Source organism: Mycobacterium hackensackense (genome assembly GCF_025822555.1).
Classification (GTDB): Bacteria; Actinomycetota; Actinomycetes; order Mycobacteriales; family Mycobacteriaceae; genus Mycobacterium; species Mycobacterium fluoranthenivorans.
The window spans coordinates 617,599-632,494 of record NZ_JACKUC010000030.1 but is presented as its reverse complement, the minus strand read 5'-3'; the positions used below and the strand labels follow the sequence as shown (position 1 = coordinate 632,494).

The 14,896-nt window shown below is 64.8% G+C and carries 15 protein-coding genes; 8 read left to right on the top strand and 7 right to left on the bottom strand.

The window, feature by feature from the left end:
* Positions 1–35 precede the first annotated feature (35 nt).
* The 4 genes from H7J86_RS12505 (at position 36) to H7J86_RS12490 (ending at position 4,868) form a co-directional block, all read left to right on the top strand.
* On the top strand, positions 36–1,769 hold the full coding sequence (locus H7J86_RS12505; protein ID WP_267292903.1) for a DUF4012 domain-containing protein: 1,734 nt from the start codon (positions 36–38) through the stop codon (positions 1,767–1,769).
* A 159-nt stretch (positions 1,770–1,928) separates the two neighbouring features.
* On the top strand, positions 1,929–3,293 hold the full coding sequence (locus H7J86_RS12500; protein WP_267291309.1) for a tyrosine-protein kinase domain-containing protein: 1,365 nt from the start codon (positions 1,929–1,931) through the stop codon (positions 3,291–3,293).
* 59 nt (positions 3,294–3,352) lie between these two features.
* Entirely contained in the window at positions 3,353–4,372 is a 1,020-nt protein-coding gene (locus H7J86_RS12495) for an isopenicillin N synthase family dioxygenase (RefSeq protein WP_267291307.1), read from the top strand.
* 13 nt (positions 4,373–4,385) lie between these two features.
* Positions 4,386–4,868: a flavin reductase family protein gene (locus H7J86_RS12490; RefSeq protein ID WP_167155764.1), complete on the top strand. Its 483-nt coding sequence runs from the start codon at positions 4,386–4,388 to the stop codon at positions 4,866–4,868.
* Here H7J86_RS12490 and H7J86_RS12485 read toward each other — a convergent pair.
* Positions 4,865–5,026, bottom strand: coding sequence for a hypothetical protein (locus H7J86_RS12485; RefSeq protein WP_090362847.1), 162 nt, complete (start codon positions 5,024–5,026; stop codon positions 4,865–4,867). The genes H7J86_RS12490 and H7J86_RS12485 overlap by 4 nt on opposite strands.
* 242 nt (positions 5,027–5,268) lie before the next feature.
* Between H7J86_RS12485 and H7J86_RS12480 the strand changes: the two genes are divergently transcribed.
* Entirely contained in the window at positions 5,269–5,499 is a 231-nt protein-coding gene (locus tag H7J86_RS12480) for a hypothetical protein (RefSeq protein WP_267291305.1), read from the top strand.
* A gap of 17 nt (positions 5,500–5,516) precedes the next feature.
* Here H7J86_RS12480 and H7J86_RS12475 read toward each other — a convergent pair whose 3' ends face one another.
* Entirely contained in the window at positions 5,517–6,119 is a 603-nt protein-coding gene (locus H7J86_RS12475) for a TetR/AcrR family transcriptional regulator (protein ID WP_267291303.1), read from the bottom strand.
* 74 nt (positions 6,120–6,193) lie between these two features.
* Between H7J86_RS12475 and H7J86_RS12470 the strand changes: the two genes are divergently transcribed.
* Positions 6,194–7,423: an FAD-dependent monooxygenase gene (locus H7J86_RS12470; RefSeq protein ID WP_267291301.1), complete on the top strand. Its 1,230-nt coding sequence runs from the start codon at positions 6,194–6,196 to the stop codon at positions 7,421–7,423.
* Positions 7,424–7,453: 30 nt separating this feature from the next.
* Here the strand turns inward: H7J86_RS12470 and H7J86_RS12465 are convergent, their stop codons facing one another.
* Genes H7J86_RS12465 through H7J86_RS12450 form a run of 4 tightly spaced genes read right to left on the bottom strand, consistent with a single transcriptional unit; the run spans position 7,454 to position 11,339 of the window.
* Complete coding sequence (locus H7J86_RS12465) at positions 7,454–8,203, bottom strand: succinate dehydrogenase/fumarate reductase iron-sulfur subunit (protein WP_090362840.1); 750 nt, start codon at positions 8,201–8,203, stop codon at positions 7,454–7,456.
* Positions 8,204–8,205: 2 nt separating this feature from the next.
* A complete protein-coding gene (locus H7J86_RS12460; RefSeq protein WP_267291299.1) occupies positions 8,206–10,122 on the bottom strand; it encodes a fumarate reductase/succinate dehydrogenase flavoprotein subunit in 1,917 nt (638 codons plus the stop codon).
* A 45-nt stretch (positions 10,123–10,167) separates the two neighbouring features.
* Positions 10,168–10,998: a succinate dehydrogenase subunit SdhC gene (gene sdhC, locus H7J86_RS12455; RefSeq protein ID WP_090362836.1), complete on the bottom strand. Its 831-nt coding sequence runs from the start codon at positions 10,996–10,998 to the stop codon at positions 10,168–10,170.
* Positions 10,999–11,036: 38 nt separating this feature from the next.
* Entirely contained in the window at positions 11,037–11,339 is a 303-nt protein-coding gene (locus tag H7J86_RS12450; protein ID WP_090363052.1) for an Rv0250c family protein, read from the bottom strand.
* Between the two features lie 116 nt (positions 11,340–11,455).
* Here H7J86_RS12450 and H7J86_RS12445 point away from each other — a divergent pair, with 116 nt between their 5' ends.
* Both H7J86_RS12445 and H7J86_RS12440 read left to right on the top strand, forming a co-directional pair.
* On the top strand, positions 11,456–12,211 hold the full coding sequence (locus H7J86_RS12445) for an isocitrate lyase/PEP mutase family protein (protein WP_267291297.1): 756 nt from the start codon (positions 11,456–11,458) through the stop codon (positions 12,209–12,211).
* Positions 12,212–12,326: 115 nt separating this feature from the next.
* Positions 12,327–13,157 carry a type IV toxin-antitoxin system AbiEi family antitoxin gene (locus H7J86_RS12440; RefSeq protein ID WP_267292901.1) on the top strand — a complete coding sequence of 277 codons (831 nt, stop codon included), beginning with the start codon at positions 12,327–12,329 and terminating at the stop codon, positions 13,155–13,157.
* Between the two features lie 75 nt (positions 13,158–13,232).
* Here the strand turns inward: H7J86_RS12440 and H7J86_RS12435 are convergent, their stop codons facing one another.
* Positions 13,233–14,882: an acetolactate synthase large subunit gene (locus H7J86_RS12435; protein ID WP_267291295.1), complete on the bottom strand. Its 1,650-nt coding sequence runs from the start codon at positions 14,880–14,882 to the stop codon at positions 13,233–13,235.
* Positions 14,883–14,896: the final 14 nt, after the last annotated feature.

Genomic DNA, 14,896 nt, shown 5'->3' with positions numbered 1-14,896 from the left:
GCTTTCGTGATGTGCTGAGTGGCCGCCAGACGAAGATGGTGGCTGCAGCGCTCCTGGTGATCGTCGTCGCGTTGCTCGGCTGGCTCGGATTCGAGGCGTACTCGGCCAAAAGTGAGCTGGAGCAGGCGCGGGGGGACGCACAGCAGGCGAAAGAAGCCCTGTCGGACGGGCGAGTTGACGAGGGCCGGCGATTGGCGGACTCGGCGGCGACTCACGCCCAGGCAGCGAATGACGCGACGCGCTCGCTGCCGTGGAGTATTGCTGCCGCTGTTCCGTGGTTGGGTAGTCCATTCGAGACCGGCCGACAGATCTCGGGTGTCGTGCTCGGCCTTGCCAGTGAGGTGCTCAAGCCGTCTGCGCAAGTCGGCGTGGCGATTTCGCCCGACAAACTGTTCGAAGGTTCACGTCTGAACGTACGCCTTCTCCAGGAGAACGAGCCTGCACTCAGCAAGATCTCCGGGGATGCCCGCCGTTTGGAAGCTGAGGCGAGTGCGATCCCAGAACCGGCGTATCTGTCGGTACTCGGGAGGGCTCGAACGGAAGTTCAAGCCCAAACGGCAAAGATCACCTCACTTCTGGAAAACACCGCTCTTGCAGCCCGGTTGGCCCCATCGATGATGGGGGCCGATGGTCCGCGAACCTACTTCATGGGCTTTCAAACCAACGCCGAGGCGCGTGGTACCGGGGGAATTCTCGGTGGGTTCGGCATTCTTCATTTCGAGAACGGCAAGCCCACCGTCGAAGCGCTGGGACCCAACACCGAACTCAAGGGACCGTTCACCCCGCTCGACCTCGGACCGGAGTACGGCGAACAGTACGGGTTCGCCAACGCCAGCACTGATTTCCGCAACAGCAATCTCAGTTCGCATTTTCCGTATGCCGCCCAGATCTGGAAATCCATGTGGGCGCAACAGTCGGGAATCAACGTTGATGGTGCGATCGCCATTGACCCCGTTGCGTTGAGCTACATCCTTGGCGCAGTGGGGCCGGTGACACTTGCCGACGGTGAGAAGGTCACCAAAGACAACGTGGTTGAGCTGACCGAGTCGATTGCGTACCAGCGCTTTCCCACCGATCAGACGGCACGTAAGCAGTATCTCCAGGATATTGCGAACGCAGTGGTGAAGAAGATGACGGGCACCGTGGAATCACCACGGCAGCTGCTCGAAGCCTTGGGTAAGGCTGTCGGTGAGGGCCGCATCGCGGCCTGGAGTGCGTCGCCCGACGAGCAGAAACTGCTCGAAGAGACACCTCTGGGTCATGCCGTCCCCGCAGACTCAGCGCCCTACGCCGCGGTCGTCATCAACAATCTCGGCGGTAACAAGATGGATTACTATCTGCGGCGGGAGATTGAATACGCCGCGGACGGCTGCTCAGCGGATCATCGGAACACCACTGTCACGGTGAAGTTGAAAAGTGTTGCCCCTGACGCGCCACTACCCGACTACGTGGCCGGAGCCAACGGCGTGATCCCGAATATTCCGTTCACTATGCCGAGCGGGTCGATGTTGACGTCGGTGCGCCTCGTGGCGACCAAGGACGCAAAGATATTGAGCGCGTTCTCGAATGGCGAACGCATACCGGTCTTCACGGGCACCGAGCGTGGGCATCCGACATTCGAAGTCCAAGTTGCCATCCCGCCGCGACAATCAGGTGAACTGGTCTTTCGACTGTCTGAACCGACCGCGCCGGGAGCGCCGCGAGTTCCGGTTCAGCCCCTGATTGACAGTGTCGTTCCGGCCGTCAAAGTGCCGGAGTGCCCGCAATGACGAAGAATCATCCCCACCGGGCGTCCATGGTTGTCGGCGAGAGCCGCATACGAGCGGGTTGACACGGCTGAAGAGACGGCCGGCGGTAGGGTTCGCGGGCGTCAACGATAGGACAATCAAGGCTTTGAGGCGCGGACGAGTTACGGCGAAGGGTTGACGTTGAAACTACAAGACTTCTTGAAGTTGATTCGGGCACGATGGATTACGGTCTGTGCGTCGGTGCTGGTGGCGACCGTGGTCGCGGTCGCGGTGACATTGTTGACTACTCCGCTCTACCAGGCATCGACTCGCCTGTTCGTCTCGGCATCAACCGCCTCCAGTGTGTCGGACATCTACCAGGGAAACCGCTTCTCACAGGAGCGCGTCGTCTCCTACGCGCAGCTACTCATGGGTGAGACGCTCGCGCAGCGCACGGTGGACAAGCTCGGCTTGGACATGACGGCCCAGGCGCTGCAGGAGAAAGTCAAGGCAACGGCGAAAGCGGGAACCGTACTCATCGACGTGAACGTCGTCGACGCTTCGCCCGTTCGTGCGCGTGACATCGCCAATGCGCTTTCTGACGAGTTCGTGGTCATGGTTCGCGACCTGGAAACGGTGGAGCGTGGTGCAACCCCCGATGCCCGGGTCGTGGTGGAGCAACGGGCGTCCGTCCCGGAAACTCCGGTGAGCCCAAAGAAGACCCGCAATATTCTCGTGGGGCTGGCCGCAGGTCTTGCGCTCGGTGTCGCACTGGCCATCGTTCGGGACCTTCTGGACAACACCGTCAAGAGCCGGGAAGTTCTTGAGGAGATCACCGATGTCGGCGTGGTCGGCGGCATCCAACTCGACAAAGAGCGCCGAAAGAACCCGGCCATCCTGTTCGGCAAGGACAACAGTGCGATCGCGGAATCGTTCCGTAAGCTCCGCACGAATCTGAGCTTTCTCGCGGTCGACAACCCGCCGCGTGTCATCGTCGTGACCAGCTCGATTCCCAACGAGGGGAAGTCCACCACCGCAATCAACATCGCATTGGCGTTGGCGGAGAGCGGCAACAACGTCGCACTGGTTGACGGCGACATGCGCCGGCCCACGGTGCACAAGTACCTCGACCTCGTGGGACCCGTGGGATTCAGCACCGTGCTCAGCGGTGCGGTACCGCTGACAGAAGCGCTGCAGAAGACACAGTTCGACGGCCTCACCGTCCTGGCCGCCGGCACGACACCGCCCAATCCGAGCGAACTGCTGGCGTCCCAGGCCGCGACGAAGGTGCTTGCCGAATTGCGGGCACATTTTGATTACGTCATCGTCGACTCGTCACCGCTGCTGGCCGTCACAGACTCGGCCATACTCGCCGCCAATGCCGACGGTGCCTTGATCATGGTCAGGTATGGCCAGACGAAGCGCGAACAGCTTGCCCAGGCAGTCGAAACTCTGCAGGGCGTCGGTGCCACTCTCTTGGGCTCGGTGTTCACCATGATCCCGTCGAAGGGAAGCGCCGCGTACGCGTACTCGTACAGCTATTACGGTGAGTCCAAGGAAAAGTAGCCCCCAAAGTCTGTGGTGGGTGAACCGACTGCGCGGTTCCATTCACCCTGAGCCGGACCATGGCCCTCCGTCCGTTCGGCGGGAAAGATGGACCTGTGGTTTCTGTGCAGACGGCGTTGCCGGTCGTCGACCTCCGGGATGATCCGGACGTCCTGCGACGCCGGCTCGGTCAGGTGGCGCACGAGGTGGGCTTCTTCTACCTCACCGGTCATGGCGTCCCTGACGAGCTGATCGACCGGGTGCTGACCCAGGCCAGGCGACTGTTCGCGCTGCCGCAGGCCACCAAGGATGCGGTGGCGATGGTCCACAGCCCGCATTTCCGCGGGTACACCCGGCTGGGCGGTGAACTCACCGGTGGCCAGGTGGACTGGCGCGAGCAGATCGACATCGGCCCCGAGCGCACCCCGCTGTCCGACCCGGGCGAGCCCTACCTGCGGCTGCAGGGGCCCAACCAGTGGCCGGCCGGACTGCCTGAACTGCCCGCTGTGATCGCCGAGTGGGATGCGGCCTTGGCGCAGGTGGGGCGAACCCTGTTGCGGCACTGGGCCGTTGCGCTGGGCAATCCGGAGAACGTGTTCGACGCGGCCTTCGCGGATACGCCGGCCACACTGATCAAGGTGATCCGGTATCCCGGTGGCGCACCGTCGAGTCAAGGTGTCGGGGCGCACCGCGACGCCGGCGTGCTGACCCTGCTCCTCGTGGAACCGGGCAGCGCCGGCCTGCAGGTGCGCACGAGCGGGACCGGTCCAGATGGCTACATCGATGTCGACCCGCTGCCGGGGGCGCTCATCGTGAATATCGGCGAGATGCTGGAGATCGCCAGCGGCGGCTACCTGCGCGCCACCGAGCACCGCGTCCGGATCCATGAGGCCGAGCGTCTGTCGGTGGCCTACTTCTTCAACCCGCGCCTCGATGCGCAGATACCCGTCCTACCGCTGCCCGCCGACCTGGCAGCACAAGCCCGCGGGGTCACCGACGACCCCGCCAACGATCGCATTTACGCTGTGTACGGGCGCAATGCGTGGAAGAGCAGGTTGCGCGCGCACCCTGATGTGGCCGCCGCGCACCGTTACGTGTGAAGATGGAAGTGTTATGAGCGACACAGAGCTGAGCCCAGCCTCCCTCCGCGAGGCCTTCGGCCATTTCCCGTCCGGTGTCATCGCGATTGCCGCGGAAGTCGACGGCGTCCGGGTCGGCCTGGCGGCGAGCACCTTCGTTCCGGTTTCCCTGGATCCGCCCCTGGTGGCGTTCTGCGTGCAGAACAGCTCGGAGACCTGGCCCAAGCTGAAGGATCTGCCGTCCCTCGGTCTCAGCCTGCTCGGCGAATCGCACGATCAGGCCGCGCGCACGCTGGCCGCCAAGACCGGGGATCGGTTCGAGGGCCTGGACACCCACTCACACGAGAGCGGCGCGGTGTTCGTGCACGGCACCAGCGTGTGGTTGCGCAGCACCATCGATCAGCAGGTGCTGGCGGGCGACCACACGATTGTCGTTCTGCAGGTCACCGGCATCACTGTGCACGACGTGCCGCCGATCGTGTTCCACCGCAGCACGTTCCGCAAGCTCGGCGTTTAGGGCCGCCCCGCGAGCTCCTCGCGGTAGGCGGCGATCCGCTGGTCGATCTCGGCCGCGTCGCCGGGGCGGCCTTCCTTGCGGGCCAGCTCGGCGCGGGTACTCAGCTCGCGGATGGCGTTGCGAATGTCGTTGACGCTGTTGGTTCCACCCAGTGTCATCGGTGTCCCTTTCGACGCTGATCGGACATCTTTCGGTCGCTCCACCAACCGTACGCCGAGTGCCGACGGTTGTGGGCGTCGATTTCGTCATGGACTCGGGCGCACCAGCGCGGCTTCACTTCCCCCGATCGGGGGACATGCGGTTCATCCGGTGCCTCCACCGGTCACCCGACAGATCTGACGTGTGATTCCCGGCATTCTTATCTCAACGCAGAAAGCCACTCACACAAAGGATTACGAACATGGTCAAGAACCTGAAGGCCGCAGCCCTCGGGATCTGCACCGCCGCCCTCATCGGCGCCGGAGCCCTCGGCCTGGCCGGCACTGCCGCCGCGGCCACCACCAGCACCGGCCCGACCGGCCCGGGCTACTCCTACAGCCCCGACACCCACGCCCACCCGGCCCCCACCGCCAAGCCCGGCTGGCACAACAACCACGGCCCGGCCCGCATCGCCAACCTGGCGAGCAGGTAACCAGCGGGGTTCCGCTCTCAGCGCTTCCGGGAGAGAGCCGTCGCCAGCGGCAGAAAGACCTCGTCGACGATCTCGATGATCGTCTCGGGTGTGGCCGGCGCCATCGTCATGAGGACTTCGTGGCGAAAGAGGTCGCTGGGCAGGGAGACAACACGCGGGGGCAGTGGCGTCGGACCCAGTTCGCCACGGTCGACGGCACGGGCGATGATCGTCTCCATCAGGGAAGGCCCGTCGGGCACGAAGAGGCTGCGAAACTCGGCCGGCGAGCCGCCTTCCTCGTCGTAGTAGGCGCCCAGCCGAGCGGTCAGGAGGCCGATCTGCCCGGAGCGTCGCCGGTTCACCTCGCTCAGGACGGCCAGGACGTCGCCGCGCAGGCTGCCGGTGTCCGGAGCCGTGATCACGTCCTGTTCGCCGCGATGCCGGACCGCAGCGCGGAGAAGTTCCAGGCGCGATGGCCAGCGCCGGTACAACACCGAGCGGGCCGTCGAGGAACGGGCCGCCACGGACTCGATCGTGAACCGGTCATAACCGTGCTCGCTGAGCTGATCCCATGCCGCGTCCAGAATCGCCGATTCCAACGCGGCGCCGCGGCGACGTGAACCGCCGGAGGTAGAGGACACTTGTGTAGCTTATCGCACGGTGTTAGCGTCGAGCGCATAAGCAACGGATGTGTATCTTATCTTCGGGAGCTGACATGACCACACGCAGCGCATTGATTTCCGGGGCCAGCATCGCCGGTCCGGTGCTGGCGTTCTGGCTGGCCGAGGCCGGCTGGGACGTGACCGTCGTGGAACGTGCCGAACGTCTGCGCACGAGTGGCTACCCGGTGGACATCCGGGGGACGGCCGTCGACGTGGTGCGCCGGATGGGATTGCACGCGGAGATCGACGCAGCGCACTATCGCCACGTCCCGATCAAGCTGCTCACCCCGGGCGGCCGCCGACTGACCACCCTGGACTTCGGAGGGCTGGTCAACGATGCCGCTGCCGGTGATGTGGAGATCACCAGGGGAGAATTGGGCGCGATCCTGCACCGGGCCGGGGCCGACCGGGCCACCTACCTCTTCGGGGACTCGATCAGCGCCCTGACGCAGACCGCGTCCGGTGTAGACGTCGCCTTCGGGCACCACCCGGCCCGGACCTTCGACGTGGTCATCGGAGCCGACGGAATCCATTCCCACGTGCGCTGCCTGGCCTTCGGGGACGAAGCGCGGTTCGTCCGTCACCTGGGTCCATACGCGGCGATCTGGGATATGCCGCAGGACACCTTCGCCCCCGGCGACGGCTATATGTACTCCAATCCAGGTCGCACGGTGGCCGTCGAACGTCCCCTCGACGGCGCAGCCCCGCGCGCGTTCCTGGCGTTCATGCACGAGGATCCCGGTTCGGTGAGTGGACGTGACGTCGATCAGATCGTCGCCACCGTCCGCGCCGCATTCGCCGAAGACCGCTGGCGCACAGCGGAAATCATCGACACACTGCCCTCCGCGGACGACATTTACTTCGATACCGTCAGCCAGGTACGGATGGATCGGTGGAGCTTGGGTCGGGTCGCGCTGGTCGGTGACGCCGCCTACGCCCCGTCGTTTCTGTCCGGGCAGGGCACCAGCATCGCCATCGCCGGCGCCTACGTGCTGGCCGGCGAACTGGCGGGGCACCAGAAGCCCGAAGAGGCCTTCGCCCGCTACGAGCGTCGGTTGCGTGACTATGTCACGAAGAATCAAAACCTGGCGCTACGAACGGATTCCACCGTGATAGCGCGCACCCGGGGACAGCTGTGGCGTCGCAACCTGATGGCCTGCGCGGCACCGCTGATACAACGACTCGGCGCGAACCGGCATTTGCGCCCCGCCCTGCGAGAGGCCGCGACCGACCTCCGGTTGACCGACGACGATCTGCATCGCAGGGCCGGCGCGGCGACCTAACCTAGCTGAGCTTTCTGCTCTTCGAGCTGACTATCGCCGGAACAGCTTGTTCCCCAGCCACACGATCGGGTCGTACTTGCGGTCGGCGACACGCTCCTTCATGGGGATCAGCGCGTTATCGGTGATCTTGATGTGCTCTGGGCACACCTCGGTGCAGCACTTGGTGATGTTGCAGAGCCCAAGCCCGTTCTCGTCCTGAGCCATGTCGCGGCGGTCCAGGGTGTCCAGCGGATGCATGGACAACTCGGCTTGGCGCATCAGGTACCGCGGTCCGGCGAACGCCTCCTTGTTCTCCTCGTGATCGCGGACCACGTGGCAGGTGTTCTGGCACAGGAAGCACTCGATGCACTTGCGGAACTCCTGGCTGCGGTTCACATCCTCCTGCTGCATGCGGTAATCGCCGGGCTGCAGGTCCTTCGGCGGCGTGAACGACGGGATCTCGCGGGCCTTGGTGTAGTTGAACGAGACGTCGGTGACCAGGTCGCGCATCACCGGGAAGGTACGCAACGGCGTGACCGTCACCGTCTCGTCCTCGCCGAACGTCGACATCCGGGTCATGCACATCAGCCGCGGGCGCCCGTTGATCTCGGCCGAACAGGAGCCGCACTTGCCGGCCTTGCAGTTCCATCGCACGGCCAGGTCACCGGCCTGGGTGGCCTGCAGGCGGTGGATGATGTCGAGTACCACCTCGCCGTCATTGACCTCGACCGTGTAGTCCTTCAGCTCGCCGCCGTCCTCGTCGCCGCGCCAGACCCGCAGACTCGCGTCATAAGAAGCCATGGTCAGCCCTTCCGTTCGGGGTGCTCGGTCAATTCGGCCTCGGTGTAGTACTTCTCGAGTTCGGCGAGCTCGAAGGTCGCCAGCAGGTCCGGTCGCATCGGCACCTGCGGCTCGGGATCGACCGTGACACCGGGGACCATCGCGTCGGCGGTCGCGGCACCCGTGGTCTTGCACACCAGCAGCGTGTTGCGCCAGTTGGAGTCCATCGCCGGATAGTCGTCGCGGGTATGCCCGCCGCGGCTCTCGGTGCGCTGCAGGGCGGCCTTGGCCACGCACTCGCTGACCAGCAGCATGTTGCGCATATCGATGGCCAGGTGCCAGCCCGGGTTGTAGATCCGGCCGCCCTCGACGACGACGTTCTGCAGGCGGCCCCGCAGCTCGTCCAGCTTGACCAGCGCCTCCTCGATCTCTTCCTTCTTGCGGATGATGCCGACGAGATCGTTCATCGACTGCTGCAGCTCGGCATGCAGCGTGTACGGATTCTCGGGATTCTCGTGCGCCTCGTACGGAGCCAACGCCATCTTGGTGGCCTCTTCGACGGCCGCCTCCGGGGGTGTCGGCCGGTCGGTCAGTGCCCGCACATAATCGGCGGCCCCGAGCCCGGCCCGGCGGCCGAACACCAACAGGTCCGACAGCGAGTTGCCGCCGAGGCGGTTGGAGCCGTGCATGCCGCCGGAGCATTCGCCGGCTGCGAACAGTCCCGGAGTCGCGGCGCCGCCGGTGTCGGGATCGACCTCGATGCCACCCATCACGTAGTGGCAGGTCGGGCCGACCTCCATCTCGTCCTTGGTGATGTCGACCTCCGCCAGCTCGATGAACTGGTGGTACATCGAGGGCAGCCGGCGCTTGATCTCCTCGGTGGGCATGCGCGAGGCGATGTCGAGGTACACCCCGCCGTGCGGGGTACCGCGGCCCGCCTTGACCTCGGCGACGATGGCCCGGGCGACCTCATCGCGGGGGAGCAGGTCAGGGGTGCGCCGCGCGGAGTCGTTGTCCTTGAGCCACTGGTCGGCTTCTTCCTCGGTCTCGGCGTACTGACCCTTGAACACCGGGGGGATGTAGTCGAACATGAACCGCTTGCCCTCGGAGTTCTTCAGCACCCCGCCGTCGCCGCGGACACCCTCGGTGACGAGGATGCCCTTCACCGAGAGCGGCCAGACCATCCCGGTGGGGTGGAACTGGATGAACTCCATGTTGATCAGGTTGGAGCCCGCCCTCAACGCGAGGGCGTGTCCATCACCGGTGTACTCCCACGAGTTGGACGACACCTTGAACGACTTGCCGATGCCGCCGGTCGCGAGCACCACCGCCGGTGCCTCGAAGAGGATGAAACTGCCGCTCTCACGCCAATACCCGAACGCTCCCGCGATCCGGTCCCCGTCTTTGATCAGGTCGGTGATCGAACACTCGTGGAAGACCTTGATCCTGGCCTCGTAGTCGCCGAGTTCCTTCTTGTCCTCCTGCTGCAGCGAGACGATCTTCTGCTGCAGGGTGCGGATGATCTCCAGACCGGTGCGGTCACCGACGTGAGCCAGTCGCGGGTAGGTGTGACCGCCGAAGTTGCGCTGGCTGATCTTGCCGTCCTTGGTGCGGTCGAAGAGCGCACCGTAGGTCTCCAACTCCCACACCCGGTCCGGTGCCTCCTGCGCGTGCAGTTCGGCCATCCGCCAGTTGTTCAGGAACTTGCCGCCGCGCATGGTGTCACCGAAGTGCACCTGCCAGGAGTCCTTCGAGTTGACGTTCTTCATGGCTGCCGCGCAGCCACCTTCGGCCATCACGGTGTGGGCCTTACCGAACAGCGACTTGGTGACGACTGCCACCCGCAGGCCCCGTTCGCGGGCCTCGATCACCGCTCGCAACCCCGCGCCGCCGGCACCGATGACGACCACGTCGTACTGGTGCCGTTCGAGCTCAACCATTAACCACCCTCATCTATTGAAAAACACAGTTTGTGAATTGTTCTGTTAACCAATGAATCTGAGATCGGCGATGGTGCCACTGGCCACCAGCATGATGTAGAAGTCCGTCAGCATGAGGGTGCCCAGCGTGATCCAGGCGTACATCTTGTGCCGGGTGTTCAGCCTGCTGACCTGCGTCCACATCCAGTACCGCACAGGGTGTTTGGAGAAATGCTTGAGCTTGCCGCCAACGGCGTGCCGGCAGGAGTGGCACGAGATCGTGTAGACCCACAGCATGATGACGTTGACCAGCAGGATGATGTTGCCCAGGCCGAAACCGAAGCCACTGGCGGTCTTGTCCGAATGGAAGGCGATGATCGCGTCGTAGGTGTTGATCAGCGAGATGATCCCGGCGATGTAGAAGAAGTACCGGTGGGTGTTCTGGATGATCAGCGGCAGGCGCGTCTCGCCGGTGTACTTGGCGTGCGGTTCGGCCACAGCGCACGCGGTGGGGGACTGCCAGACCGAGCGGTAGTAGGCGCCCCGGTAGTAGTAGCAGGTCAGCCGGAACAGCAGCAGGAACGGCAGCGACAGCGCGGCGTAGGGCAGCCACCAGACGTCAGGAAGGAACTGCGGCCAGAAGTGGCTTGCTTCCGGCACACAGCCCTTACTGACGCACGGTGAATAAAACGGTGTCAGGTAGTGATAGGCGGGAACGTAGTAATTGCTCTGCAGGAAGGCACGCACCGTCGCGTAGATGACGAATGCGGCGAACCCGAGATCCACGATGAGCGGAGACTTCCACCATGCGTCGGTGCGCAGGGTGCGTTGTGAGATCTGAGCTCTCGTTGGTGAGAAGACGCCGGTACCTTGACGATCCGAGGTCGGTGCGCTCACTGAGTTCCCTCTTTTTCTGTTGTGTGCTGGCGCGGTGCTTACCGCGTGCCGCCGAGCCCTTCGTCGTCGACGTCGCGCCAGAAGTCACTGTCATAGTCGGTGTCGGGGATGGAGATCTTCTCCACCGAATGCGGGTGGTGCACCGTCCGTCCGCCGCGATCTGTCTCAAGCTCTCCGGCGTCGATATCGAGTCGGTCGATATCGTTGAGCATGCGTTCGGCGTCGTTCACGATGCGGCGCATCGCGGGGCTGTCGCCGTGCCGGGCCGCCAGTGATGTGACGCATCGGCGAAGGCCGCCGATGAGTTCGTGGAGTTCGGCAATCTCGGTCGTAGTGGACAAACTAGTGACCTCCTTGGGCTGAAGGGTGTCATGGCTCACATTACGCATTCGATGTTAGCCACAACACGGACTCCATAGTGAGACAGATCACGTCTACGAAACGAGAGGTAACCGAATTGTCGAATCAGGTGCTTGTGGAGAAAGCCGCCGCGCTGCTGGCGCTGCACCGTCCTGGCAATCCAGGGGTGCTCCCGACGGTGTGGGACGCGTGGTCGGCGAACACCGTGGTCAACGCCGGTTTCAGTGCCCTCACGGTGGGCAGCCACCCCGTCGCGGACTCCCTCGGAAAGCCCGATGGCGAAGCGATCAGCTTCGATGATCTGCTGACCCGCGTCGCCCAGATCACCGCCGCCGTCGATGTCCCGGTGTCGGTGGACATCGAGTCGGGTTATGGCGAGTCGCCCGCCAGGTTGATCGACGGACTGCTGTCGGTCGGGGCAGTGGGCTTCAACCTCGAGGACACCGTGCACAAGGAGGGTGACCGGCTGCGCACCCCCGAGGAGCATGCGGCGCTCGTGGGCGAACTGCGCGCCGCGGCTGATGCGGCCGGGGTGCACGTGGTGATCAACGCCCGTACCGACATCTTCATCAAGAAGGAAGGCTCTGATTCCGACCGCGTGCAGCGCGGGATCGACCGGCTCACCCTGGCCGCCCAAGCCGGCGCCGATTCACTGTTCCCGGCCGGCCTGCAACCCGCCGATGGATTGGCGACCCTGGTCGAGGCCGTGCCGCTGCCGGTCAGTGTGACGGTCAAGCCCGACGCCGATCTGGCCGCGCTCACCGCCGTCGGCGTCGGCCGGATCACCTTCGGCCCGTTCCTGCAGTGGGCGCTGACCGAGAAGATCAACGAGATCCTCACCGGCTGGAAGTAGCCCCAGCTGGATTCCGACGTTCTGGTGTCCTGAACGCCCGCGCCATGACCAGAACGTCGGAATCCACAGCACAGGGAGCCGCCGCGGCGTCCGGTGCGTCTGAACAGATGTGCGCATACCGTTCGTGGGCAGCGCGGCGGTCACTGAGGGCCATCTCAGCCGGTCACAGCTGCGTACGAGCTACCGGCCCATTTATCGTGGCATCTACGTCCCGGCCCGCCACGAGCCGACGCTGCGGGATCGGATTGTCGGTGCCTCGTTGGCCACGGGCGGGGTGATCGCTGGTGTTGCGGCTTCGGCATGGCACGGCACGAGCTGGGTCGATGCGGACACCGATATCGAGGTCGTTTCCGCCGGCCGGCCACAGCGCGGCCTGGTCCTGCACGATGAGCGGATCACGTCCCACGAGATCACCTGCATCGACGGCGTGCGCGTCACCACGCGTGCCCGGACCGCCTTCGACCTTGCTCGGCGTCTGCCGCGAGATAAGTCTGTCGCCCGTCTCGATGCCCTGATGCACGCCAACCCGTTCGCGATGGATGACGTCTATGCGCTGACCGGGCGCAACCCACGGGCGCGCGGATTACCACTGCTTCGCAAAGCGCTACCGCTGGTCGACGGCGGGGCAGAGTCACCGCGGGAAACCTGGCTGCGACTCCTGTTCATCGACGCAGGATTGCCAAAGCCCACAACACAATTCGTCCTCTACGAGGACCGTCGCTACGTCCGCCGGATCGACATGGTGTGGGCGGAGTTCAAGGTAGGGGCCGAATACGACGGCGCCCAGCACCTCACCAGCCGCGCCCAGTACGCGAAGGATGTATGGGCGGCCCGCGCGCTCGCGAGACTCGACTGGCACGTCGTGCACGTCATCAAAGAGGACGACCCCCACGAGATCGTGAACGAGGCACGCGCAGCGCTGCTCTCCCGTGGCTGGCGTCCGTGAATCCCGACGTTTTGGTGCCCTGGCCGTCGCCGGAGCCGCCAGAACGTCGGAAACCAGGCTCAGGCGCCCGGGCCCCTACAGCGTGCCGTCGAGCTCCCCGAGCCTGTTGGTCAGGCTGATGTTCTCCGAGTAGTCGACCGGGCAGGCGATGATGGATACGCCGTCGGAGGCCAGCGCGGTGCACAGCGTCGGCAGCAGTTCGTCGGCGGCGTTGATCCGATACCCCTTGGCGCCGAAGCTCTCGGCGTACTTCACGACGTCCGGGTTGGTGAAACCGACGTTGTAGTGCGCGCCGAGTTCAAGGTCCATCTTCCATTCGATGAGACCGTAGCCGTTGTCCTCCCAGATCAGCACGACGAGCGAAATCTGTTCCCGGACAGCCGTTTCGATCTCCTGGCTGTTCATCAAGAAGGCGCCGTCACCCATCACCGCGAGAACCTTGGCATCCGGCCGGGCGAGTTTGACACCCAAGGCGCCGGGCAGGGAGAACGCCATGGTGGACAGCCCGTTGGAGATCAGACAGGTGTTGCGCTCATAGGTCGGATAGAGCCTGGCCATCCACATCTTGGCCGCACCGGTGTCCACCAACACGATGTCACTGCGTCCCAGCGCGGCCCGGGTATCGGCCACCACCCGGGCCGGGGCCAGCGGGTAGCGCGCATCATCGGCGCCGCGTGCGATCTCCTCGGCGAGCAGATGAGCGCCGGGCGCCGGGCGCTCCCGGTCGTAGCGTTGCCCGGCCATCGCCTCCCGGATTGCGTCGAGTGAGGCGCTGATATCGCCCATGATGCCGACGTCGACGGAGTAGTGCGCGTCCACCTCGGCCGGAAACCGGTGCACGTGGATGATCCGCTTGTCGGCGTTCGGGTTGATCCGCACCGGGTCGAATTCCTGCAGTTCATAGCCGACGGCGATGATGGTGTCGGCGTCGTCGAAGCCGAAGTTCACGTAGTCGTGCCGCATGAAGCCGAGGGTGCCCATGCCGTTGGGATGATCGTCGGGCATCACACCCTTGCCGTGGAAGGTATTGGCCACCTGGATGCCGAGTTCCTCGGACAGTTGCACCAGCGCCGTCGTCGCATCCGCACGGGCGGCGCCGTGGCCGGCCAGGATCACCGGCCGTTTCGCCTCCTTCAACACCGCGACGGCGCGCGCGATCTGGCCGGGGGAGGGGGATTCGGCGCGAACCACGTTGCGTGGCAGTGGGTGCAACGCGTAGTCGCCTTCGTCGGCGTCGATGTCCTCCGGGATGGCGAGGTACACCGCCGCGGGACGCTCGGTTTCGGCGAGTTTGAATGCCTTACGGAACATCTCGGGGATGGCCAGTGGTGTGGGCACACCGTCGGACCACCGGGTGATGGGGGCGAACATCGACACCAGGTCGACGTACTGGTGGGATTCCTTGTACTCGCGGTTGCGTCCCACCTGTGCCGAGATGGCCACCAAGGGGGTGCTGTTGGTGGTCGCATCGGCCACCCCGAGTTGCATGTTGATCGCACCCGGGCCCAGCGTGCTCGACACCACGGCGGGTCGCCCCGTCACACGCCCGTACATCTCGGCCATGAATGCGGCGGCCTGCTCGTGGCGGGTCAGCACATAACGGATCGTCGACGAGCCGGCGAGCGCCTGCACGAATCGGATGTTCTCCTCGCCGGGGATCCCGAAAACCAGTGAAACTCCCTCTGCTTCAAGGCACTCGACCATCAATTGCGCTGCCGTGGGCATCCTCAGACCTCCAG

Excerpts from the sequence above, each read along its gene's own strand:
- H7J86_RS12490 (WP_167155764.1), top strand. The coding sequence starts at position 4,386 with ATGAGCGACACAGAGCTGAGCCCAGCCTCCCTCCGCGAGGCCTTCGGC.
- H7J86_RS12495 (WP_267291307.1), top strand. The coding sequence starts at position 3,353 with ATGGCCCTCCGTCCGTTCGGCGGGAAAGATGGACCTGTGGTTTCTGTG.
- H7J86_RS12480 (WP_267291305.1), top strand. The coding sequence starts at position 5,269 with ATGGTCAAGAACCTGAAGGCCGCAGCCCTCGGGATCTGCACCGCCGCC.
- H7J86_RS12505 (WP_267292903.1), top strand. The coding sequence starts at position 36 with ATGGTGGCTGCAGCGCTCCTGGTGATCGTCGTCGCGTTGCTCGGCTGG.
- H7J86_RS12485 (WP_090362847.1), bottom strand. The coding sequence starts at position 5,026 with ATGACACTGGGTGGAACCAACAGCGTCAACGACATTCGCAACGCCATC.
- H7J86_RS12435 (WP_267291295.1), bottom strand. The coding sequence starts at position 14,882 with ATGCCCACGGCAGCGCAATTGATGGTCGAGTGCCTTGAAGCAGAGGGA.
- H7J86_RS12470 (WP_267291301.1), top strand. The coding sequence starts at position 6,194 with ATGACCACACGCAGCGCATTGATTTCCGGGGCCAGCATCGCCGGTCCG.
- H7J86_RS12460 (WP_267291299.1), bottom strand. The coding sequence starts at position 10,122 with ATGGTTGAGCTCGAACGGCACCAGTACGACGTGGTCGTCATCGGTGCC.
- H7J86_RS12465 (WP_090362840.1), bottom strand. The coding sequence starts at position 8,203 with ATGGCTTCTTATGACGCGAGTCTGCGGGTCTGGCGCGGCGACGAGGAC.